Raw genomic sequence first — 22,694 nt, forward strand, 5'->3', positions numbered from 1 at the left:
GTACCGCACCCTCCGATGAAAAGATGGTGGATGCCCGCCGCCAGCTGTGGAAAACCAGGTAAGGGACGTTCGATGGTTCGAGTCACAGTCCTGCTCTCAGTCGCTCTCGCCGTACTCACGGCGTGTGGCGGATCTCCGACCCAGGGATCGGCGGAAGACCCGGACAGCGCCGGCCACGTCGTGTCGCAGGCGCCGTTGGACAACCTGGTGCCCGCGCTGCGCGAGGCAAGTGCGGAAGCCAAGTCCATGACGTATGCCTCTCGCAACGGGGTCAACGACGCGGTCTCGCACGTGACGGGAACGGTGTTCGTCCCCAAGGGCAATCCACCCGCGGACGGCTTTCCCATCGTGGCACTGGGCCACCGGACCGCGGGCACAGCCGCGGACTGCGCCCCCTCGCTGTCACCCGACCTGCGCGGCGAGGCATCGACGGTGGTGGACCTGCTGAACGCCGGCTACGTCGTCACCGCGCCCGACTACCAGGGTCTGGGACAGCCGGCCAAGCCCGACGACTACGACTTCCACCCGTACCTGGACTCGACCACCGCCGGCTACAACGTGATCGACGCGGTACGGGCGGCCCGCACCATGGTTCCCCATACATCGACGTCTTGGGCGGCACTGGGTGCTCGTGAAGGCGGGCAAGCCGCCTGGGCTGCAAACGAACTCATCGACAACTATGGCTACGACCTCAACTTGGTCGCCACCGCGTCGCTGGCACCGATGGCGAACATCGATGCCCTCGCGGACGCCGCGATGGCCGGCACGCTGAACACCGACCAGAAACTGGCCTACGTCGCCTACCTCGCCGCCTTGAAAGATCAGTACTACTACGACTTCGAACTCGACGATTACCGCCGGGGCGCCGCTCAAGAGAATTGGGATGCCCTGCTCGGCTGCAACGACGCCGCGCAACGAATTTCATTGGCCGAGAAGCTGACCGCCGATGACCTTCGTCCCACCGGTCCCGAAGCACTGCAGACGTTGCGCGGCTACCTGCAGAAGACGAACCTGCCGCAAGGACCGACCGCGGCACCGATGTACGTCATCTACGCCGGCAAGGATTCGGTGATCCCCGCCGCCTCGACGGAGCGGGCACTCACCGAAGCCTGCATGATGGGCGACGGAATCCAGATCGCATTCTGGCCCGACCAAACGCGCGAACAGGTCCAACCCGCAGCGGCATTGGGCTGGCTCAACGATCGGATGAAATCCGTTCCGGCGGCCAATGACTGCCCGGCGTTCACCGCAGCGCATCCGCGGTGACCGGTCAGCTCCTGCCGACCGGCTCGTTCACCCGGTACAGCCGCCAGTCCGGTTGACCGTCACCGTCATTGGGTATCTCCAGCTCCAGTGTCGCCACCTCGGCACCCGTGTCGTACAACGTTGGGTACCGCACGTTGAGCGCATCCGAAGTGCCACGGCCGGTTGCCGGCACCGCGAGCAGATACTTGACGCCGTTCGCGCTCGGATCATTGAGCAACTCGGTGAAGTCGGGGTCTGACGGGATCACGAAAACCCGCGGCCGGCTGGAGGCGGCCAGAATGCCGAACCCGTAGACGGTATCGGTGATCACCGAGCTGTCCGGTAGATGGAGGTTCTCCAGATATTGGGCGATCTCGCGCTCCGTCTCAAACGTCCGGGCGATCTGATGCTCGATGGCCTTGCGCTCGGTCACGTTGTACGGATCCGGGTTCAGCACCGCACCGAGTCCGTATTCCTGTGGCGCGTACTTCGGTTGAGCCATGCCGAGCATCGTCACCGGGATACCGATGGCGACCGTGGCGGCGACGGCGATGTACGGCGCGGCGGACCTGGGTTTGACTGGTTCGGCGGTCTGGGCCTGCGCATACCTGCCCCGGCGCGTCGGTGTCCTGAAGACGCCGTCCGGTACCCCGAGCATCGCCATGGTCACGCTCAGCGGTATCGCGATGATGAAGAACCGCAAGAACGGAAAGGTCGATCCCGAGGCGTAGCTGTACGACTGGAAGGCCAACACCGCCCCGAACAAAGCCAGGGGCACGATCAACATCTGCCAGTTCGGACGCCCCCACCGCTGCATCACCGCCCACAACGCCAGCGGCAGCATGGTCGGCGCCAGCAGCATGATGCAGATCGCGGCGAACGTCAGGCCGTCGAACAGATTCGGCGCCGTCTGCCCGGATTGCTCGAGAATCGCCGTGTTGCCGTACTGGGAAGTGAACTGGGCGAACGCCTCACCGGTGATCAACCAGCCGGCGGCCGCCCAGCCCAGGAACGCCAGAAAGCCGGGGCCTGCGACGATCAACATGTCCAGAATGGCGCGCCGCAGCCTGGGCGGTGGTTTGGCCCGAAGGTACGTTGTGATGCCCACCAGGAATCCGGCTGCGGCCACACACGCCGCTGCGTCGTAGCGCGTGAGATAGGCCAATCCCATCGCGATACCACCCGCGGCGACGAGGTGGTGCACGTCGTCGTCGACCATCCAGAGAATGAGCCGACGCACGGCCCACGTCATGAAGAAGATGAACGGCGCTTCGCTCATCCCGTTGGACCCATAGAAGACGATCATCGGGTTGAGCGCGAACAACAGTGTGAGCGTCACCGAATATGCTCGGGGCAGGCCACGGTCGGTGCCCATGCTCAGCATCTGCACTGCGGCGCCGGCCATGAAGGTCGCCGACATGATCGTGCCGGCGAACGCCTTGCCAGCGATGTCCGGCCAGATCGAACCCAGCGCGACCGCGGGTATCTGCACCATGGCGGCCACCGGGGTGAAGATGAACCCGAGCGCGGCAAGATGCGGATCTCGACTGAACAGCACCGACTGGGTGGCCACCACACGTGACAGCGTGTCGCCCATGATGAACCCGTGCTGGACCTGCAACCAGTGCCCGACCGCAAGGTAGACGAAGAGCATCACGACGAAGATCGTCAGCTTCAGGCGGAAATCCGACCGCCCGGTCAACGCTGACATCACGCCGATGCCATCTGCTCGTGGGCAGCCTTGTCGTCCGGACGCTCGGCCAGCCCGTGAAAGGTCTTCTCCCAGAACGACGGCTGCCGAATCATCTGGTAGGCGCCCTTGGCGGCCGCGATGCTCATCATCAGCCAGAACAGCGGCACGCTGAGCGCGGCGAGCAGTAGATCAGATCGATCGTCCTCCCGCAGGGCGATCATGTTCATGTACATGACCGTGAAGTTTCCGATGATCATCGCGAACAGCGCCGGGAAGTAGATCAGTGCCGGGAACACGGAGCCGACGACGGCCGGCTGCCCCAGGAACCACAACACGGTGATGAACCAGAACAGCAGGTTCAGCACCGCGATGATGGGCGTTCCCGCCAACACCAGGTTGAACCGGACGAAACTGCGCAATCCCAATGTGCGGTACAGCTTCACCGGCTGCCGGGTGTGTACCAGCCAGGTCTGAAGGTAACCCTTGTACCACCGCGAGCGCTGGCGAATCCAGTTGATCACATCGCTGTTGGCCTCTTCGAGGGTGTATGAGTCGATCACCGCGGTGTGATATCCGTGCGACGCGATGCGCAGGCCGAGGTCTGCATCTTCGGTGACGTTGAACGGATCCCACGCGCCGATTCTCCGCAGGATGTCCCGGCGGAGGTGATTGGAGGTGCCGCCCAACGGAATCGGAGAGGTGCTCACCATCATGCCGGGCAGCAGATAGCCGAACCAGAGCGCATACTCGGCGGTGAACCACGCCGTCAGCAGATTCTGATGGCCGTTGTGATACACCAGCTTGGCTTGCACACACGCCACGTCGTCGGGCAGGTCGCGGAACGCCGCCACCACCCGGCGCAGCTGCAGCGGTTCAGGCAGATCCTCTGCGTCAAAGATCGTGACGATATCCCCCGTGGCGAAATGCAGACCATAGTTGCACGCCTTGGGTTTGGTGCGCGGCTCGGCCGGCGGCACCAAAAGGATGGTGATGACGTCGGATTCGCCACAGGCCTTCGCGGCGTCGATCGTGATCTGATCGTCGGCTTCGAGCAACAGCAGCACCTGCAGACGGTCTCTGGGGTACTCCAGCGCATCCATGGCCGCGATGAGATCGGCGACGACCTCCGGCTCGTTGTAGGCGGGCACGAGGATTGTGTACGGAGGCAATTCCTCATCGGGAATCGCACGCGCCACGTCGTCGGGAATCACGATCGGACGCGACGCCAACCCGCGCTTGAAGATCAGCACCCGGTCGCCGAGCGTCAAAAGGTAGGCCAGCGTGCACAACCCGATGAGCGTCACGGTGGTCTGCAGGGGACGCCAGATGCCGAAGGCGATCACGATCGCCAGCAGACCCCACAGCACCGGCTTCTGCCAACCCGTCAACGGTTTGGATGCCGAATGTATGGGATCGTCTTCGCGCAAGCCGTTGATCGCCCGGTTGAGTGCATAATCGCGCTGCTCGGCGGTGACGGTCTCGGGGTCGAATCTGTCGTCGAAACTCACTGACCGGCCCCCTTCACAAACTGTTCCGCCACCAGGGCACGGCCGAACTCGGTGAGCAGCTCGGCATCTTTGTATGCCGGTTTGCGCTGCACCAATACGGAATTGCCACGGAACAGCACGGTGAACAGGTTTCGCAGCGTGGAAACCAAGCCTCGCTGCGGATTGGGGAACGGCGCGTCGGGTAGGTGGTTGTCGACCGCGAAGATGTCGATGACCTGGTCCTCTTTGTCGTCACCCCAGGCGAAACGCAGCACATCCCAGCTCACCAGCAGCCGGTCATCGATCGCCGAGAAGAGATTTCCCGTCACTCCGTAGCCGAGATCGACCGGTCGCGGTCTGCTGAGCCGAGTGCCGGTGGTGTCATAGAGCACCTGGCCTGGGTATGCGTCGAACGAGAACGGCAACTCGCTGACGATGCTGTCCACCATCAGGTTTCGCCGCGCCGATAGTTTGTCGAACCGCGGGTCCCCGACATCTGCGGTCATCCGCTGGCGGATGAGTACGGCTTGATCCCCGTAATACCGCTTCACCCCGGTGTATTGCTGCTCGCCGGTGATCGACCAGCCAGGCGGTGCGGCCAGTCGCATGCCCGGGCTCAGGTCGTACGGTGCGCTCCGACTGATCATCGTGGCACTCAGCTGCTTCGGCAGCGGCATCAATGAGAGAGCAACCGCGACCGCGACGACCAGCGGAATTGACGCCCAGATCTGTTTGGCGGCAAGAGGTTCGACCTTACGGACGAGCAGACCTTTCGGTTGACCGCGACGCGTGTAGACAAAGGCCGCGAGCCCCACCGCGACGATCGATGCCAGCGAGGGAACCATCTGATAGACGATGACCGGCGCATGCGGCCACAGCTTGTCCATCACGAACAGGATGACGAAACCGAACGCGAATGCGACGAGCGCACCGACCACCGCGCGCTTACGGGTGCGACCCACCGCAATGGCGGTGGCCGCGGCGGCGATCAGCAGGGTCCCGACTCCGGCGGCGAAGTTGCCGCCACCCAGTGCGATGACGACCACCTGATACGGCAGGGCCGAGATCAGCGACAACAGCACCCATACCCAACCGAACCGGGCCACCGGCCGTACCCCGAACAGCACGAAACTGCTGCTGAGCATGAACAGCCAGAGCGCCAACAGATCCAGCCGCATCAGGTGGAAGAACTCCGAATAGCGCTTCAGCAAGACACCCTGCACCATGAGCGCCAGCCCGAGCCCGATCACACCGACGATGACGTCTGTCTGCCGATCATGGATCGGCAGTTCGGTGCGGCGCCGAAAGGTGATCCCCCACGCAGCCAGCGCGGCGGCGATCGGGACCATCCAGACATAACCGATGAGACCTCCGGCCAGCGTGGTCTCGACCAGGTTGCGCAGACTCGCACGGAATGCCACCAACGTGAGCACCCCGATCAGCGCCCAGCGCGCCACCAGCCGGACCGTCGGAGGCAGACCGAACCACCACTGCGCCAGCCGGTCCCAATCGCGCCGGGTGCCTTCCAGCGTCGTCGTCACGACTGTCCCCGGGACCGCCCACGCCATGCGACCAACCCAGCCCCCAGCGCCGCGAGCACCACGACGCCGGCGCCGACCCACAGCCGCAAATCCTTATGAGTACCGGCCGTCGCGCTTTCCTCTTGGCCGGCGGCCGGAGTGGTCAGGGTGAACGGCGCCCGGCCCGGCATGGCGAGTGCGGCGTTGCCGGACAGACCAGACCACCGCATGACGTCGCCGTCCAGCCAGTTCAACAGCCGGTCCAGTTCCTGGGGGGCCTGGCTGGACGTGGCTACCAGCACCGAGCGTCCACCTGAGTAGACGGTCTGCAGGGATCCGAAGCCGACCGTCGGATCCAACGTCAACGTGGATGAGTTGCCCGATCCGTCAACGTTTTCGACGGTGATCACGCCCTCGGAATTCACCGCGACGGGCAGCACGATCCGCCCGTCGTTCCAGCCGTCGGCGCTGATCAGCAACGCGGGACTGGGCGAGGCGACGGCGTCGCCCAGCGAGCGGACCTCGGCATCGAAGGGACGTGAGCTCAGGCGCTGCAGCCCCGTCAGGATCTGTACCGCACGACGCAGGTTCGCGAACCCCGAGTCCATCCCTACCACGACCCGCGGCATCAAGGCCTGCGGCAACGACTGAAAACCAGACGGGACAGGAGGTTTGGCCAGCTTGGTCTCCACCGGGGTTTCGCCGTCGATGGTCAGGGTGATCGGCTGGAACTCGCCGCACCGACCGGTGTTACCGGCCGCGTCGACCGCGATGTCCAGATTGGTGTAGCGCTGCAGAAGCCAGTCGGGTACGTCGACCCACCTGTCGATCCTGCCGTTTGCCTCGGTAGACCAACGGTCGATGGTCTGCCCACCGATGCTGACCACCACCTGGCCCGCGGTGCTGGCCGGCAACGGGGTGTACGACCCCTGCAGGTGAACTCTCACATCGCGCACCGCACGGCCCAGCCGGGTCTGGTCCAGCGGAACCGTGACACGCGGATTTACCAGCGCGGTGGCGTTGACGCCGGGCTGGCCGAGCTTACGGATCGTGGTGTGGTCGGGCGGCAGCTGCGGAGTATTGGAAAGCGGCCCCACCACGGCCTTCGACTGCACGGCAAGCTGCGAGATGTCACTGGACAGCAACCGGGCCTGGTTCGTGACCTCTCCGGCAGGGCCCGAGATGAGCAGGGCCGGAACACCATTGGGACCCTGCAGGCTCAGTCCGGGCGCGTCTCCCTCGCGCACGATCACCTGCCGCTCCAGGGGCTGTGGCGGCGCCACCGGACCGCCGTCGGTCGTCACGATGTCGACGGCGGGACGTTGCAGGCCATACCGCGCCACCACCGCCGTCGCGATGCGGATTGCGGCGTCGGACTCGGATTGCGACGGATTGGGCGGGACGAACAGAGTGAGCTTGCTCAGTACCGGCGGCAAGAAGTCGGCGATCACCGTCGGTGGCTGTTCGGTACCCGTGAATGCAACGTCGCTGTTGATCAACCGCAGCGGGTTCGTCGGGTCATATGCGCAGTAGTCGTCCGGCACGGTCAGGTAGCTGGTCAGTTGCACCGTCACTGCGTTTTCCACGACCCGGGCGCCGGCCAGCGGAATCGTGATCGGCGATTGATCCCGCGGCAACGGCACCCGCGACAAGACCCGCTGATCCTGGCTCACCTCAAGGGTGCCGCCGCGGGTATTGACCGGAAGTTGCACCGTGGCAACCAGCTCGGCGGGGATCAGTCCGCGCGGCACCGGAATTGTCAGGGTCTGCGAGCCCTGAATGCCATATAGAGCGATATCCGGATTCAGTCCAAGCGTCCGCAAGTTCAATGTCGGGGTACTCACCAACGACGGATCATCGCCGGGGGCGGCCGCGGCGGTCCCTGGCATGATGGCCACCGAGGCGACGAGTGCTGCGGCAAACAGTCGAGTTATCCGGGCAGTCACTCGAAGCAGCCTAAGCCCCGGCCCGCAGTGTTGGCTCGCCTAATGCGAAATTTCTCGAGCGATCCTTAATTGCGGCAGCGAAGCAGTCGGCATTGCGCGCCAGCTGATTCCACAGCTCCACCGAAAGCTGAATGCGCTGATCGAACGCCCCGCCACCGGCTCCGCCCCTGCATCGATCGCCAAAGTGATTCAGCCACCCGCAATTGCTGTCGGCTCGTCGCGCACTACCCGATCAATCAAATTGATCATCAACGCATGCAGACTGATTCGCGCGGATTCCTGGCATGTCGGCGTGACCCCTGACAGGATCGATTTCATGGCTGACGATCCGAATTCCGCATTCCCGCTGTATCTCGATCGTTATCACCTGCCGGAGCCGGAGTGGACGTTTCCCAATGCCACCATCAACTTGTACGCGCAGGATTCGACACCGGACTTTCCGCCGGTGCGCCAAGCCCCTGCGGGTTCGCCCAACATCCTGCTGGTCCTGCTCGACGATGTGGGCTTCGGCTGGCCCAGCGTCAACGGCGGTTTGGTCCGCATGCCGACGGCCGAACGGCTGCACGAGCGTGGCTTGTTCTACAACCAGTTCCACACCACCGCACTGTGCTCACCCACGCGGGCCGCACTGTTGACCGGGCGCAACCACCACTCCGTGGCCACCGGCGTCATCCAGGAGATGGCCACCGGTTACCCCGGATACTGCGGCATCATCCCCAAGAGTTGCGCGACCATGGGTGAACTGCTCAAGCAGGCCGGCTACACCTCTGCCTGGTGGGGCAAGAACCACAACGTTCCCGACAACCAGACCAGCCCGGCCGGGCCGTTCGACAACTGGCCCACTAACCAGGGCTTCGACTACTTCTACGGGTTCATCTCCGGCGAGACCGACCAGTTCTATCCGTCGCTGATCCGGAACACCACACCCGTCGAACCCCCGGCCCGCCCAGAGGACGGCTACCACCTCACGCGGGACCTCGCCGACGACGCCATCGCCTGGATCCAGGCTCAGAAGACCATCGCACCCGACCGGCCCTTCTTTGGATACTTCTCGACGGGCGCAGCACATGCCCCCCATCAACCACCGCTGGACTGGCGGGGTCGTAACGAAGGCCGCTTCGACATGGGCTGGGACGAATACCGCAAGACCGTGCACCAGAACCAGCTCGACATGGGGATCATCCCAGCCGGGACCCGGCTCACCGAACGCCCCGACCAGATCCCATCGTGGGAAAGCCAGCCTGCCGAACATCAAGCGCTGTTCGCCCGCCAGGCGGAGAACTTCGCCGACTTCCTGGAGCACACCGACTACGAGGTCGGTCGCGTAGTCGACGCCATCGACGCGATCGGCGAACTGGACAACACCATCGTCATCTACATCCTCGGCGACAACGGATCCTCTGGCGAGGGTTCATTGATCGGAACACCGAACGAGCTGATGAGCCTCAACGGCCAGCAACCGTCCATCGAGGAGTCCTTGCGGTTCATCGACAAGTGGGGCCTGCCGGGCACCTCCCCGCATTATGCGGTGGGCTGGGCCCATGCGGGCGATACCCCGTTCCAGTGGACCAAACAGGTGGCGTCGCACTTCGGCGGCACCCGTAACAGCATGATCGTCTCCTGGCCCGACAAGATCTCCGAACACGGTGCGGTGCGTTCGCAGTTCCACCACGTCATCGACGTTCTACCAACACTTTTGGAGGTCGTCGGAGTCCGCGAGCCGGTTGAGGTCAACGGGTATATCCAGCGACCGATCGAAGGAACCAGCTTTGCCTACTCGTTCGCCGACGGCGATGCCAAGAGCGCGCACGACAAGCAGTACTTCGAGATGATGGGCAACCGGGCGATGTATCACGACGGCTGGATCGCCTGCTGCCGGCACGGACGACTGCCCTGGGAAACCGCGGGAACCTTCTCCTACGACGACGACAAGTGGGAGCTGTACAACATCGGCGACGACTTCAGCGAATCGATGGACCTCGCCGAGGAACAGCCCGCGAAACTCGCTGAGCTAAAAGACATGTTCCTCGCCGAAGCGGCCAAGTACAACGTGCTGCCGATCGACGACCGGTTCGCCGAACGACTCGATGTGACCCTGCGGCCCAGCTTCTTCACCGGACGCAAGGAAGTCACGTTCTATCCGGGCATGATCCGGTTGCCCGAGGGGTCGGCACCCAAGATGGTCGGGGTGCCGCACCAGATCACCGTGCCGGTAGAGATTCCCGATAGTGGTGCCGAGGGCGTGCTCGCGGCGCTCGGCGGCGATGCCGCAGGCTTCGCGTTGTTCCTGTGGGAGGGCAAAGTCCGGTACCACTACAACTATTTCGGGATCGAACGCTACGACGCGATTGCTGAGGAAGCGCTGTCACCCGGTAGACACACCATCGTCGTCGACTTCGCCCCTGACAGGCCCCAGCCCGGAGCCCCCGCCTCAGTGACGATCTCGGTCGACGGCAGCCAGGTGGCACAGGCCCGCGTCGAACGGCAGGTGCCACAGCGTTGCGGGACAGAGTGCTTCGACGTCGGCATGGACAACGTGTCACCGGTGTGCGACGACTACGCCGACAGGGCGCCGTTCCCGTTCACCGGAAAATTCGATTCGGTGAAGTTCGAGTTCGGCGATCACGTCGAACCGTCGGGGATGGACCGGCTGGAGATGGCGACCAAGTTGGACTAGGACCGGCCTCGTCCTCACGTCAACGACAGCCGGGCCACCATCTCCCCTGTCGGCTGCGTCGACCCGCCGTCAGGCTCCATGGTGAACGCCAACGCGCTCGAATCCCCCAAGTCACGCACCATGGCGGTGGTCGACGGTGCGATGGCCCCCATCGTGCCCGCCGACTCCGGGCCCTGATCGGTCATCAGCCACATCTGATAGACCATCCCGGGCGGTGGTGGCGCGGCGTTGTTCATCACCAGGACACCGCTCCGCTCGTCGCGCGAATACATGAAGGTCGCCGTGCCACCGGCCGCCAGTTGCCCGGTCACCGTGCGGACATCGCCGGCCGACAGCACCTGCTCGGCTGTCGTCGGGGCGGTCAACGGGCGCAGGGCCAATCCCGCCCCGAAGCCGCCCGCGGCGACCACCACAGCAGCCGCCGTGGCCAGCAACCCCGTGCGCCAACGGAAACTGTCACGGTGCGGGTCGCGGGACACCGCAAGTGCCTGTTGCCGCAGCGACGCCGGCGGGGTCACCGCGACCGTCGCAGAGGCCCTCGCCATCGCCTCGCGCACCACACGTACCTCGGCGCGGAATGCGTCGGCGACCTCGGCGGGAGCCTCAGCCAGCCGGTGTTCGATGTCGGCGCGCTCGGCGTCGGAAACCGCGTCCAGCGCGTAAGCCGTCGCCAGGTCCGGCAGGTCGGAATCGCTGGTCATCTCACCCCCAGGCAATCACGCAGGCGGCGCAGTCCGTCGCGCATCCGGGTCTTGACCGTGCCCAGACTTGTCGACAACCGTTCGGACACCTGGGGGTAGGTCAACCCGTCGTAGTACGCCAGCTCGATGACCTGCCGTTGCAGGTCGGTCAGAGATCCCAGGCAGTCGGCCACCTGCCGTCGCTCGTCGGTCCGGATCGCCGAATCCGCGACCACATCGGTGGCGGGTTCGGTGCTCACCGCGACGTAACGCGCCTCGCGCCGGCTTGAGGCCACCTCGGACCGCACCCGATCCACCGCGCGGCGGTGCGCCAAGGTCATGAGCCAGGCCAGCGCCGAACCCTGCTGCGGGTCGTAGTCCGAAGCGTTGCGCCACACCTGGGCGTAGACGTCCTGCGCTGTCTCTTCGCTGTAACCGGGGTCGCGCAGGATGCGCAGGATCAATCCGTAGACCCGGGCGCTGGTGGCGTCGTACAGCGCTTCGAATGCTTCGGCGTCGCCGCGGGCCACCCGGCGCAGTTGGGCGTCGAGTACGGTGCTCACGTCCGGCGATCGGGCCATCAATGGGTAGCCTAGCGCCGATTCGGCAGCGCTCATCGCCGGTCACCCGTAGGTGAACGAGAATGCCTGCAGCCCTTGGCTCAACCGGACCTCGATCTCGCCACGCTGCACGTCGCGGTCACTGACGATCTGCCGCAGGGTTGGCGGGCCACTGACCGGCACGGTTGTCGTCTCACCGCCGCGCAGCACCGTCACGGTGCCGGTGCCACCCACGACGAGGTAGACGTTCCTGGCCTGATAGTCGAGCTTGATGGCCGAACCGGCGCCGTTGGCCGTCGCACCTTGGTAGTCGAGGTGCCAGGGTCCTTGCAGGGCGAACGAGTCCGCGGGCAGGTTCTTCGGGTAATCGAACGCCGCGTCGCCCTCGTCGTACGTCCCGCCGCCGGCGTAGTTGATCTCCTTGCCGACCCCGAGATACGTCTCGGGGGTCAGCGCCGTCGTCGGCGTGACATCGGGTGCATTCACCGGGGCCGGCAAGCTGGTGTTCTTCGCGTCGGTGAGCAACTCGCGGATCAACCGTTCCGTCGTGTCGTAGCCACCCTCACCGAACTTCACATGCCGCACAACGCCATTCGCATCGATCAGGTACTCGGCCGGCCAATACCGGTTCTCGAAGTTCGTCCAGGTCGAATACGAGTTGTCCAGCGCGACCGGATAGGTGATGCCCAGGTCAGCCGCGCCTTTCGCCACATTGCCGGGAACCCGCTCGAACGCGTACTCCGGAGTGTGCACGCCGATTACGGTGAGGCCGGAATCCTTGTATCTGCCGTACCAGTCGACGACGTGGGGAATCGCGCGCTGGCAGTTGATGCACGAGTACGCCCAGAAATCGACCAGCACCACCCTGCCACGCAGCGACTTGAGGTCGACCGGCGCGCCCTCTGGGGTGTTGAGCCAACCGGCGATGCCGGTGATGTCCGGTGCCGCACCGCAGTTCTGGAGTTCCTCTGCGCCCTCGATGCACTTCGACAACTCCCCGCTACCCGTCGGACTCAGCCTGTCCTGAACCTCACCGGCGGTGGCGACCCGGTCCTGTAGCCCGCTGGTGTAATCGGGAATCGCCCGCTGCAACTTCGCCGGGACATTGGCGGCCAACGCCAGCGCGAAAACCAGCATCACGATTCCCCCGATCAGCCGGATCTTGCGCTGCTGACGGCGGAATGCGTTGACCCGCTCGGCAACTCGCCGGCCCGCCAGCGCGAAGACCAGCAGAGGCAGCGCGGCACCCACGGCGAACGACAAGGTCAGTGCGACGGTGTTGGCACCGATCGAACCGGTTGCGCCGGCTACGACGATCGCCGCGAGCACCGGACCCGCGCACGGCACATAGAGCACGCCGAGCGCCAGGCCCAGGCCGAAACCGCTACTCCCGGAGGCGAACTGCTTCTGCGGTATCCGGCTGAACGGCTTCTCCAGCATCTGCTCGAAGCGCGGGAAGATCAGGCCCAACCCGATCAGCGTCAGCGCCAGCAATCCCGCCCAGCGGAGCGCGTCCTGGGGCAGGTGCAACAGCTGCAGCAGCGCCGAGCCGGCCAGCGTCACCACGCTGAAGCTCAGGACCAGCCCGGCGATCACGCGATAGGGCCGCAGCGTCTCGGCCATGGTCGGTTTCGACGCGACGATCGTCGCGCCGTCCGATTCGGTCACGCGGGCACTCTGCGCACCCGAGAAGAAGATCACGGGCAGTACCGGCAGGATGCACGGCGAGATGCCGGTGATAAGACCGCCGAGGAATCCGATGAGCAGCAAGGTGTACATGCTCCGGTATTCGGTACCGACGCCCTGCCGGATTGGTTCGGATCAAATCCCATCCGGATCCGTCCCCGCTCCGAATACCCACTGACCGAGAAAGTGACGGCGGTCACCGTCAATCACCTACAGGGAGTCGGAAGATGTTCATCCTCTACAAGTCAGCCGCGGTGGCAGGGATGGCCGCCGCAGCCATGTTCGCGCTGCCCGCCTGCTCGAACGACACCGCACGCTCCGCACCCGGCACACCGGCGGTCACCAGTGCGCCCGCGGCGCCGATGGCCGGAGACCCGGCATCAGACCTGGTGGGCCCCGGTTGCACGGCCTACGCGGAGAAGGTGCCGTCCGGCCCGGGTTCGGTGGTCGGGATGGCACAGGATCCGGTCACCGTCGCGGCGTCGAACAACCCGCTGCTGACCACACTGACCGCGGCGCTGTCCGGGAAGCTGAATCCGAACGTGAACCTGGTGGACACCCTCAACGGGGGTGAGTTCACCGTGTTCGCGCCCACCGACGACGCCTTCGCCAAGATCGACCCGGCCACCATCGAGGTCCTGAAGACGGACTCCGCGATGCTGACCAAGATCCTGACCTATCACGTGGTGCCGGGGCAGGCCAGCCCGGCCAAAGTCGCCGGCACCCACCCGACCGTCCAGGGCGCATCCGTGTCGGTGACCGGCTCGGGTGACGCGCTGAAAGTCAACGACGCATCGGTGGTCTGTGGGGGCGTCCACACCGCCAACGCCACCGTGTACCTCATCGACACAGTGCTGATGCCGCCTGCTGCCTGATGCCAGGCCGTGGACGCAAAAGTGCCCCAAACCCGAAGGTTTGGGGCACTTTTCAGTCTGCTCGCGCAGGAGAAAGAGAAGGAGCCTTCGCTACTTCGCCTTCTCGAGAACCTCGACCAGGCGCCACCGCTTGGAGGCCGACAGCGGCCGGGTCTCCATCAGCGAGACGCGGTCGCCGATACCGGCGTCGCCGTTCTCGTCGTGCGCCTTGACCTTCTTGGTGGTCCGGATGATCTTGCCGTAGAGCGGGTGGCTCTTACGATCTTCCAGCTCGACCACGATGGTCTTCTGCATCTTGTCGCTCACCACGTAGCCGATGGCGGTCTTGCGACGGCCACGGGTCTCTTCGGTGCGCGGAGTGTGCTTGGGGCCCTTAGTCTCCGCCATTAGCTTTCCTCACCTCCGGGCCCGGAAGCCAGACCCAACTCACGTTCACGCAGCACGGTGTACACCCGTGCGATCTCCTGGCGCACAGTGCGCAGCCGACGGTTGTTGGCCAGCTGACCGGTCGCCATCTGGAAGCGCAGGTTGAACAGCTCTTCCTTCGACTCGCGCAGCTTGTCCTTCAACTCGGTGTCGGACAGTTCGCGCAGTTCACCAGGCGTAGTTCCCACTGCCATCAGAACTGCTCCTCTCGACTCACGATGCGTGCCTTGATCGGCAGCTTGTGGATTGCGCGAGTCAGGGCTTCCTTGGCGATCTTCTCGTCGGGGTAGCTGATCTCGAACAAAATGCGTCCCGGCTTGACGTTGGCGATCCACCACTCCGGCGAACCCTTACCGGAACCCATGCGGGTCTCGGCAGGCTTCTTGGTCAGCGGGCGGTCCGGGAAGATGTTGATCCACACCTTGCCGCCACGCTTGATGTGCCGGTTGATGGCGATACGAGCGGACTCGATCTGCCGGTTGGTGATGTAGGCATGGCCGAGGGCCTGAATGCCGTAGTCACCGAAGCTCACCGACGTGCCGCCGCTGGCGATGCCACGCTGCCGAGGGTGATGCTGCTTGCGGTGCTTGACCTTGCGGGGAATCAGCATGATTAGTTCTCCGTGCTCTCAGCTGCGGGTGCCGAAGCAGCCGCGGCCTCGGTTGCGGCCGGTGCATCGTCACCGGTCGCGGCGCGGCCGGCTTCGGTGCCGCTGCGACGCGGCCGGGTGCCCGACGGACGCTCACGACGCGGCCGGTCACTGGCCGGCGCGGCGGCGGTGAGCTCACGCTTGCCACCGACGATGTCGCCCTTGTAGATCCACACCTTCACGCCGATCCGGCCGAAGGTGGTCTTGGCCTCGTAGAGGCCGTAGTCGATGTCCGCGCGCAGCGTGTGCAGCGGAACCCGACCCTCGCGGTAGAACTCCGAGCGGCTCATCTCAGCACCGCCGAGGCGACCCGAGCACTGCACCCGGATGCCCTTGACGTTGGGCTGACGCATGGCCGACTGGATCGCCTTACGCATCGCGCGACGGAACGCCACGCGGTTGCTCAGCTGCTCGGCAACACCCTGGGCGACGAGCTGAGCCTGCGACTCAGGGTTCTTCACCTCGAGGATGTTCAGCTGAACCTGCTTGCCGGTCAGCTTCTCCAGGTCGGCGCGGATGCGGTCGGCCTCGGTGCCGCGGCGTCCGATGACGATGCCGGGACGCGCGGTGTGGATGTCAACGCGGACCCGGTCGCGGGTGCGCTCGATCTCCACGTCGGCGATACCGGCGCGCTCCAGACCAGTGGCCAGCAGACGCCGGATGGCGACGTCTTCCTTCACGTAGTCCGAGTACTGCTTGTCGGCGTACCAACGGGACTTCCACTCGGTGGTGATACCGAGCCGGAAACCGTGGGGATTGATCTTCTGGCCCACTACTCCGAGCCTCCCTTCGTCTCGGCAGACTTCTTCGTGGCGGCCTTGCTGCCCTGAGCACGACGGCTACGTGCCGAACCGGCGCCCGCACCCTTCTGCTTGGGCGGACGGCTCTCGACGATCACCGTGATGTGGCTGGTGCGCTTGCGAATCCGGAACGCACGCCCCTGGGCACGCGGACGGATGCGCTTGGCGGTCGGGCCCTCGTCTGCGTAGACGGTGGCGACCACCAGGGTCGTCGGGTCCAGGCCCTCGTTGTTCTGCGCGTTGGCGGCAGCGCTGGCGATCACCTTGGCAACCGGCTCGCTTGCGGCCTGCGGCGCCCACCGCAAGATGTCGAGGGCTTCCTCGACGCTCTTGCCGCGGACCAGATCGATGACGCGGCGGGCCTTGCTGGCCGAGACGCGCACAAAGCGCGCCTTGGCGGTTGCGGACGGATATTCGATGACATTACTGACTGTGTTACTCATCGCCGCTTGCTCTTCCGGTCGTCCTTGATGTGACCCTTGAAGGTGCGCGTCGGGGCGAACTCGCCGAGCTTGTGCCCGACCATCGCCTCGGTGACGAACACCGGGACATGCTTGCGGCCGTCATGCACCGCAAAGGTGTGCCCGATGAAGTCGGGGAGGATGGTCGACCGACGCGACCAGGTCTTGATGACCTGCTTGGTGTTCTTCTCGTTCTGAACGTCGACCTTCTTGAGCAGATGGTCGTCGACGAACGGACCCTTTTTAAGACTACGAGGCATCGCTGCTACTCCTTCCGCGGCCTAGCGCTTCTTGCCGGTGCGCCGGCGACGGACGATGAGCTTGTCGCTCGGCTTGTTGGGCTTGCGGGTGCGGCCCTCGGGCTTGCCCCACGGGCTGACCGGGTGGCGACCACCGGAGGTCTTGCCTTCACCACCACCGTGCGGGTGGTCGACCGGGTTCATCACGACACCACGGACAGTCGGGCGCTTGCCCTTCCACCGCATACGGCCGGCCTTGCCCCAGTTGATGTTGGCCTGCTCGGCGTTGCCCACCTCGCCGACGGTGGCGCGGCAGCGCACGTCGACGCGACGGATCTCACCGGACGGCATACGCAGCGAGGCGTAGGCGCCTTCCTTACCCAGCAGCTGGATGCTCACGCCCGCCGAGCGGGCCAGCTTGGCACCGCCACCGGGCCGCAGCTCCACAGCGTGGATCACGGTGCCGGCGGGGATGTTGCGCAGCGGCAGGTTGTTGCCCGGCTTGATGTCGGCGTTCGGCCCCTGCTCGATCACGTCACCCTGCTTCAGGCCCTGCGGCGCGATGATGTAGCGCTTCTCGCCGTCCAGGAAGTGAAGCAGCGCGATGTTCGCGGTGCGGTTGGGGTCGTACTCGATGTGCGCGACCTTGGCGTTGACGCCGTCCTTGTCATGGCGACGGAAGTCGATGACGCGGTAGGCACGCTTGTGGCCGCCACCCTTGTGCCGGGTGGTGATGCGGCCGTGGGCGTTACGTCCACCCTTGCCGTGCAGCGGGCGAATCAGCGATTTCTCCGGAGTCGAACGAGTGATCTCGGCGAAATCGGAGACGCTGGCACCGCGACGACCGGGGGTCGTCGGCTTGTACTTGCGAATTCCCATATCAGTTAAATCCTCTTAGTTCCCGGCTTTAGGCCGGGGCTCCGAACAGTTCGATCGGCTTGCTGCCGGCGGCCAGGGTCACGATGGCGCGCTTGGTGTCCTTGCGCTTGCCGAAGCCCGAGCGGGTGCGCTTGCGCTTGCCCTGCCGGTTGGCGGTGTTCACCGAGCTCACCTTGACGTCGAAGATCTTCTCGATGGCGATCTTGATCTGCGTCTTGTTGGAGTCCGGGTGCACGATGAACGTGTACACGTTGTCCTCGATCAGCCCGTACGACTTCTCCGAGATGACCGGGGCCAGGATGATGTCGCGGGGGTCGGTCACGGTAGCCATCAGGCCGACACCTCCTCTTTGGTATTCGCCGAGATGTAGGCGTTCAGGGCCTCGACCGAGAACACCACGTCGTCAGCGTTGAGCACGTCGTAGGTGTTCAGCTGATCCGGCGAGATCACATGCACACCAGGCAGGTTGCGGACGCTGCGGGCGCCGACCTCATCGGTGCGGCCGATGACGACGAGAACCTTCTTGTTCTCGGTCAGGCTGCCCAGGAACGCCTTGGCGCTCTTGGTCGACGGGGTCTGACCCTCGATCAGCTCGGTGATCGCGTGGATCCGCTCGTTGCGGGCCCGGTCCGAGAGCGCACCGCGCAGGGCGGCGGCGATCATCTTCTTCGGGGTCCGCTGGCTGTAGTCGCGCGGCTGCGGGCCGTGGACGATGCCACCGCCGGTGAACTGCGGTGCGCGGGTCGAACCCTGACGCGCCCGGCCGGTGCCCTTCTGCCGGTACGGCTTCTTGCCGCCACCGGAGACCTCACCGCGGGTCTTCGTCGAGTGGGTGCCCTGGCGCTTGGCGGCCAACTGAGCGTTGACGACCTGGTGCATCAGAGCGATGTTGGGCTCGACGTCGAAGAGGGCAGCCGGAAGCTCCACGGAGCCGTCCTTCTTGCCTGCCGGCGTCTTAACGTCAATCTTCAAAGTCATTACTTCTCGCCTCGCTTGATTGCGCTGCGGACAACCACCAGACCACCGTTGCGTCCGGGGATGGCGCCCTTGATCAACAGCACGCCGTTCTCGGCATCGACCTTGTGAACCTTCAGGTTCTGCGTGGTCACCCGGTCGTGGCCCATGCGGCCCGACATCCGGGTGCCCTTGAACACGCGGCCCGGGGTGGCGCAGCCACCGATGGAGCCGGGACGACGGTGCACCGCCTGGGCACCGTGCGCAGCGCCCTGACCGGCGAAGCCGTGACGCTTCATGGTGCCGGCGAAGCCCTTGCCCTTGCTGGTGCCGGTCACGTCGACGTAAGCACCGTCGGCGAAGATCTCGGCGGTCAGCTCCTGGCCCACCTCGTACTCGGCGGCGGCGGCCTCGTCGACCCGCAGCTCAGCCAGGTGGCGGCGCGGGTTGACACCCGCGGCGGCGAACTGACCGGTGACGGGCTTGTTGACCTTGCGCGGGCTGATCTCGCCATAGGCGAGCTGCACGGCACTGTAGCCGTCACGCTCGGGGGTACGGATAAGGGTCACCACGTTGGGGCCGGCCTTCACGACCGTCACCGGGACGACTTTGTTGTTCTCATCGAACACCTGCGTCATGCCCAGCTTGGTGCCCAAAATGCCTTTTCTAGCCATTTTTCTCGGGTCTCCTACTGGATGTTGACGTCGACACTGGCCGGCAGATCGATGCGCATGAGCGCGTCAACCGTCTTCGGCGTCGGGTCGAGGATGTCGATCAGGCGCTTGTGGGTGCGCATTTCGAAATGCTCCCGCGAGTCCTTGTACTTGTGCGGCGACCGAATGACGCAGTACACGTTCTTCTCGGTCGGCAGCGGCACGGGGCCCACCACACTGGCACCGGTACGGGTGACCGTCTCGACGATCTTGCGCGCCGAGGCATCAATGGCCTCATGGTCGTAGGCCTTGAGCCTGATGCGGATCTTCTGTCCCGCCACGCTTCTCCTACCTCTACTTCGTACATCGGCCGGCCGTATCGGAGCCTCGATGGGAAAACCCACCGAAACCCGTCGGGCCTGGTACCCCCGCGCGGATGCGCCGAGTATTGCCGCCGCTGTTTACCTGTCTGTGGTCCACCGGCCCCCGCGGTCGGGCGTGTCGCCCTCGCGCACATTTTCTCGCCCTGAAAATCAGTTGCGATCTATGTTGGGACCGGATGCGCCCGTGGGGGCGCGGGTCGTATGCCCGGCCAGGAATACCCGGCGCAAGGCAACCCGAACAGTATGCCCTAGATCGGGGCGTGCTCCAAATCCGTGATCGAGCAGGTGGGAACCAGTCGAGCGTGGGCGCTGTGCACGCAAAACCGGCATCGAGCGTACACAAGGGCCACACTCGAGATGCCGCTCGTTCTTACTCACGAGTAAGGTCTGGCCGGTGACCCAGTCGACCAGCACGTATCGGATGTGGCAGCAGCTATCGGACAAGCCCCTGGGTTCGCGGCTGTTCTCCGCCGCGGCCATGGCCCGGGTGCCGTACTTCGCGTCGGTGCTCCCCCACGTGCGGCGCATGGAACCGGGACTGGCCGAGGTGACGGTGCCCAAGTGGTTCTACGTCTACAACCACCTGCACACCGTGCACGCCATCGCATCGTGCAATGCCGCCGAGATGGCGATGGGCATGTTGATGGAGGCCACGGTGCCGACGACGCACCGCTGGATTCCCAAAGCCATGAATGTGCAGTACCTGGCCAAGGCCACTACTTCCCTACGGGCCACGGCCGAACTCACGCCGCCGGATTTCAGCACCATCACCGAGGGCACCGACATCGTCGTGCCGGTCAGTATCACCGACCGCCACGGCGTCGAGGTGGTGCACGCCGACATCACCACCTGGGTGACGCCGGCCTAGTCCAGGTAGGTGCCGTGCCCCTCGCGCACCAGCTCGCCGTCGAACAACAGCACCTCGTTGACCAACCCACCCCGCTGGTTGCGGTAGTGGATCACCAGAGCCGATTGGCCGCGGTAGGTCGCGAGCACCTCGAAGTGCAGATCGGGCATGCCGGCCAGCGCCGTGGTCCAGTAGTGACGCAACGCCTCCTTGCCCCGCACCACGCCGCCGCTCTCGGGCAGCACCCGGGCGGCGACCGGTGAACTGAACACCACGTCGTCGTGGAAATGAGCCAGTACCGCCTCCACGTCGTGCGCGTTCCACGCCCTCACCCACTGTTCGGCGAAAGCCTGCGGATCCGGTGTCGCCATCGAGTTCACTTCTCCCTCAGCCCCGCCCAGAACGGGCATTGATGCACGCGAGCGTAGTCATTGTCGACGCGACTCCCGTCGGCCCGCAACGACATTCGGGCGCCGTCGCCCGCCGGATCGAACCCGGGCCAATCCGGCTGACCGTCGACCGCGGGGTCACCGGCGTGCACAAAAGCGGCCCAGTAGTCGATCATCTGGTCGGCGAGGCGTTGCTGGGCGGGGTTCAACGGGGGCGCCCCGCCGACGTCGAACAGATAGCGCAACTCCAGTGAGTGGCTGGCCCCCACCGGGAAGGGCAGCGTTCGCATGACCTCCGGCGCCGGGGCGGTGCGGTCGTTGAACTCGTACGCGTACACCGGGCCGGTGCGCGACAGCTCACCGGCGATGCGGTCCGACACGCAAGAGAAGTAGCCGTCGGTGACCGCGGCCGAATAGGACTGCGCCACACCGCCATACCGGTCGATCGGGTAGTGCGCACCGACAGCTGCCGCATCGCCGCCGAATGTCTCGGACAGCAACCGCGGGTAATCCTCCGGCACGTAGCGCTGATTCTCCCGCAGATAGCGCAGCGCCACGAAGAGTGTGAACTCATCACGGGTGGTGCCGATCAGGACCGGAACCGGTTCGGTCCGCCCCGACGCGAACGCCGCCACCGGCTCCTGCGGAATCAGCGCCGAGCCGGTGACCGGGCCGGTCAGCTCGTCACTGCCGATGTTGAAGTACCACACCGGTTTCCGCAGCCCGTCCACCGGCAGCGCGCGCAGGCAGGCTGCGGCAGACACCGGATCTGGACATCCGGCCGCGGCGGCGTAATCGAGCGACCGCCGCGTCGCGACGGTGACATCGGCCTGCGCCTGGCACGGGGCGCTCATCAGGATCGCGGCGCGGAACAACCCCGCCGAACCCGGTGAGACCAGGTGATCGCACACCGACATGCCACCCGCCGATTCGCCTGCCACGGTGACCTTTTCCGGGTCGCCGCCGAAGTCGGCGATGTTGTCCCGCACCCACCGCAGTGCCGCCTGCTGGTCGGCCAGGCCGTAGTTGCCGATGTCGCCGCCCGCACCGAGGGCCGGATGGGCGAGGAATCCCAGGGCACCGAGCCGGTAGTTGATCGTCACCACGATGATGTCGCCGCGCGCGGCCAATCGCGCCGCGTCATAGATGCCGCTGCTGCCGCCCACGAACGCACCACCGTGGATCCACACCATGACGGGCCGCAACTCACCCGAGACCGGCGGCGTCCAGACATTGAGCGACAGGCAGTCCTCGGCGGTATTGGCCCCGCGTTCCGGATCGGCATCGGGGTCCTGGATGCAGCGCGGACCCGGCCGGGTGGCGTCGCGCTCCCCCGGCCAGGCCGGGGCCGGAGCCGGCGCCGCGAACCGCATCGGCCCGACAGGGGCCGCGCCGTACGGGATCCCGGCGAACAGCCGATGGTCGGATAGCACTGTGCCACGCAGGGTTCCGGAGGCCGTCCGGACCAGCGCCGGGTCGGTCCCCTGGGCCAGGCCCTGCGGGGGCCCGGGCCGATGACCGGGTGTCACGGCCTCACCGCCGCCACGCACGCAACCGGTGACCAGCATCGCCAGCATTGCCAGCAACGCGACGACGCGCCGCCCTGACCGCATGGCTGCGAGCGTACGGGGCCGATCGGAAAATT

General features: G+C 65.5%; 24 protein-coding genes. 4 read left to right on the forward strand and 20 right to left on the reverse strand.

Features of this window, described 5'->3' with window-relative positions; genetic code table 11:
* Positions 1 to 72 precede the first annotated feature (72 nt).
* A complete protein-coding gene (locus BN2156_RS14790) occupies positions 73 to 1,266 on the forward strand; it encodes a lipase family protein (RefSeq protein ID WP_159402838.1) in 1,194 nt (397 codons plus the stop codon).
* 4 nt (positions 1,267 to 1,270) lie between these two features.
* Here BN2156_RS14790 and BN2156_RS14795 read toward each other — a convergent pair whose 3' ends face one another.
* Genes BN2156_RS14795 through BN2156_RS14810 form a run of 4 tightly spaced genes read right to left on the reverse strand, consistent with a single transcriptional unit; the run spans position 1,271 to position 7,891 of the window.
* Positions 1,271 to 2,956: an ArnT family glycosyltransferase gene (locus tag BN2156_RS14795; RefSeq protein ID WP_162839222.1), complete on the reverse strand. Its 1,686-nt coding sequence runs from the start codon at positions 2,954 to 2,956 to the stop codon at positions 1,271 to 1,273.
* On the reverse strand, positions 2,956 to 4,446 hold the full coding sequence (locus BN2156_RS14800; protein WP_090515023.1) for a glycosyltransferase: 1,491 nt from the start codon (positions 4,444 to 4,446) through the stop codon (positions 2,956 to 2,958). Before BN2156_RS14800 ends, BN2156_RS14795 begins: the two co-directional genes overlap by 1 nt.
* Positions 4,443 to 5,993, reverse strand: coding sequence for a hypothetical protein (locus tag BN2156_RS14805; RefSeq protein ID WP_090515025.1), 1,551 nt, complete (start codon positions 5,991 to 5,993; stop codon positions 4,443 to 4,445). The genes BN2156_RS14800 and BN2156_RS14805 overlap by 4 nt, the downstream gene beginning before the upstream one ends.
* A complete protein-coding gene (locus BN2156_RS14810) occupies positions 5,963 to 7,891 on the reverse strand; it encodes a cellulose biosynthesis cyclic di-GMP-binding regulatory protein BcsB (protein ID WP_308208247.1) in 1,929 nt (642 codons plus the stop codon). The genes BN2156_RS14805 and BN2156_RS14810 overlap by 31 nt, the downstream gene beginning before the upstream one ends.
* Before the next feature lie 316 nt (positions 7,892 to 8,207).
* Here BN2156_RS14810 and BN2156_RS14815 point away from each other — a divergent pair, with 316 nt between their 5' ends.
* Positions 8,208 to 10,568, forward strand: coding sequence for an arylsulfatase (locus BN2156_RS14815; protein WP_090515956.1), 2,361 nt, complete (start codon positions 8,208 to 8,210; stop codon positions 10,566 to 10,568).
* Positions 10,569 to 10,582: 14 nt separating this feature from the next.
* Here the strand turns inward: BN2156_RS14815 and BN2156_RS14820 are convergent, their stop codons facing one another.
* From BN2156_RS14820 to BN2156_RS14830, 3 genes are read right to left on the reverse strand one after another with little or no spacing between them, the layout of a single operon-like run.
* A complete protein-coding gene (locus BN2156_RS14820) occupies positions 10,583 to 11,269 on the reverse strand; it encodes an anti-sigma factor (RefSeq protein ID WP_090515027.1) in 687 nt (228 codons plus the stop codon).
* Positions 11,266 to 11,829, reverse strand: a complete 564-nt coding sequence (gene sigK, locus BN2156_RS14825) for an ECF RNA polymerase sigma factor SigK (protein WP_090515029.1) — start codon at positions 11,827 to 11,829, stop codon at positions 11,266 to 11,268. Before sigK ends, BN2156_RS14820 begins: the two co-directional genes overlap by 4 nt.
* Before the next feature lie 42 nt (positions 11,830 to 11,871).
* Complete coding sequence (locus BN2156_RS14830; protein ID WP_090515030.1) at positions 11,872 to 13,587, reverse strand: cytochrome c biogenesis protein DipZ; 1,716 nt, start codon at positions 13,585 to 13,587, stop codon at positions 11,872 to 11,874.
* A 134-nt stretch (positions 13,588 to 13,721) separates the two neighbouring features.
* Between BN2156_RS14830 and BN2156_RS14835 the strand changes: the two genes are divergently transcribed.
* On the forward strand, positions 13,722 to 14,369 hold the full coding sequence (locus tag BN2156_RS14835) for a fasciclin domain-containing protein (protein WP_090515032.1): 648 nt from the start codon (positions 13,722 to 13,724) through the stop codon (positions 14,367 to 14,369).
* Positions 14,370 to 14,459: 90 nt separating this feature from the next.
* Here BN2156_RS14835 and rpsQ read toward each other — a convergent pair whose 3' ends face one another.
* From rpsQ to rpsJ, 11 genes are read right to left on the reverse strand one after another with little or no spacing between them, the layout of a single operon-like run.
* Complete coding sequence (gene rpsQ, locus BN2156_RS14840; RefSeq protein ID WP_036441247.1) at positions 14,460 to 14,756, reverse strand: 30S ribosomal protein S17; 297 nt, start codon at positions 14,754 to 14,756, stop codon at positions 14,460 to 14,462.
* The gene (gene rpmC, locus BN2156_RS14845) at positions 14,756 to 14,989 is read right to left on the reverse strand and encodes a 50S ribosomal protein L29 (RefSeq protein ID WP_036441250.1); all 234 of its coding nucleotides are present in this window, start codon (positions 14,987 to 14,989) and stop codon (positions 14,756 to 14,758) included. Before rpmC ends, rpsQ begins: the two co-directional genes overlap by 1 nt.
* Positions 14,989 to 15,405 (reverse strand): 50S ribosomal protein L16, encoded by a 417-nt coding sequence (rplP, locus tag BN2156_RS14850; RefSeq protein ID WP_036441254.1) that lies wholly within the window; start codon positions 15,403 to 15,405, stop codon positions 14,989 to 14,991. Before rplP ends, rpmC begins: the two co-directional genes overlap by 1 nt.
* A 2-nt stretch (positions 15,406 to 15,407) precedes the next feature.
* Complete coding sequence (rpsC, locus tag BN2156_RS14855; protein ID WP_090515034.1) at positions 15,408 to 16,217, reverse strand: 30S ribosomal protein S3; 810 nt, start codon at positions 16,215 to 16,217, stop codon at positions 15,408 to 15,410.
* On the reverse strand, positions 16,217 to 16,687 hold the full coding sequence (rplV, locus tag BN2156_RS14860; RefSeq protein WP_090515036.1) for a 50S ribosomal protein L22: 471 nt from the start codon (positions 16,685 to 16,687) through the stop codon (positions 16,217 to 16,219). The genes rpsC and rplV overlap by 1 nt, the downstream gene beginning before the upstream one ends.
* Complete coding sequence (gene rpsS, locus BN2156_RS14865) at positions 16,684 to 16,965, reverse strand: 30S ribosomal protein S19 (protein ID WP_003883480.1); 282 nt, start codon at positions 16,963 to 16,965, stop codon at positions 16,684 to 16,686. Before rpsS ends, rplV begins: the two co-directional genes overlap by 4 nt.
* Before the next feature lie 21 nt (positions 16,966 to 16,986).
* Positions 16,987 to 17,823 (reverse strand): 50S ribosomal protein L2, encoded by an 837-nt coding sequence (gene rplB / locus BN2156_RS14870; protein ID WP_090515039.1) that lies wholly within the window; start codon positions 17,821 to 17,823, stop codon positions 16,987 to 16,989.
* Between the two features lie 28 nt (positions 17,824 to 17,851).
* A complete protein-coding gene (gene rplW / locus BN2156_RS14875) occupies positions 17,852 to 18,154 on the reverse strand; it encodes a 50S ribosomal protein L23 (protein ID WP_077742206.1) in 303 nt (100 codons plus the stop codon).
* A complete protein-coding gene (gene rplD, locus BN2156_RS14880; protein WP_090515042.1) occupies positions 18,154 to 18,801 on the reverse strand; it encodes a 50S ribosomal protein L4 in 648 nt (215 codons plus the stop codon). The genes rplW and rplD overlap by 1 nt, the downstream gene beginning before the upstream one ends.
* Entirely contained in the window at positions 18,801 to 19,451 is a 651-nt protein-coding gene (gene rplC / locus BN2156_RS14885; protein WP_090515044.1) for a 50S ribosomal protein L3, read from the reverse strand. The genes rplD and rplC overlap by 1 nt, the downstream gene beginning before the upstream one ends.
* Positions 19,452 to 19,465: 14 nt before the next feature.
* Complete coding sequence (gene rpsJ / locus BN2156_RS14890; protein ID WP_003883485.1) at positions 19,466 to 19,771, reverse strand: 30S ribosomal protein S10; 306 nt, start codon at positions 19,769 to 19,771, stop codon at positions 19,466 to 19,468.
* Between the two features lie 463 nt (positions 19,772 to 20,234).
* Between rpsJ and BN2156_RS30800 the strand changes: the two genes are divergently transcribed.
* On the forward strand, positions 20,235 to 20,681 hold the full coding sequence (locus tag BN2156_RS30800) for a hotdog fold domain-containing protein (RefSeq protein ID WP_162490863.1): 447 nt from the start codon (positions 20,235 to 20,237) through the stop codon (positions 20,679 to 20,681).
* Here the strand turns inward: BN2156_RS30800 and BN2156_RS14900 are convergent.
* Together BN2156_RS14900 and BN2156_RS14905 are read right to left on the reverse strand one after the other, a co-directional pair.
* The gene (locus tag BN2156_RS14900) at positions 20,678 to 21,031 is read right to left on the reverse strand and encodes a nuclear transport factor 2 family protein (protein ID WP_090515958.1); all 354 of its coding nucleotides are present in this window, start codon (positions 21,029 to 21,031) and stop codon (positions 20,678 to 20,680) included. The two genes, BN2156_RS30800 and BN2156_RS14900, sit on opposite strands and share 4 nt — an antisense overlap.
* A gap of 5 nt (positions 21,032 to 21,036) precedes the next feature.
* On the reverse strand, positions 21,037 to 22,662 hold the full coding sequence (locus BN2156_RS14905; protein WP_090515046.1) for a carboxylesterase/lipase family protein: 1,626 nt from the start codon (positions 22,660 to 22,662) through the stop codon (positions 21,037 to 21,039).
* Positions 22,663 to 22,694 lie beyond the last annotated feature (32 nt).

The sequence above is a fragment of the Mycolicibacterium neworleansense genome, assembly GCF_001245615.1.
Taxonomy (GTDB): domain Bacteria; phylum Actinomycetota; class Actinomycetes; order Mycobacteriales; family Mycobacteriaceae; genus Mycobacterium; species Mycobacterium neworleansense.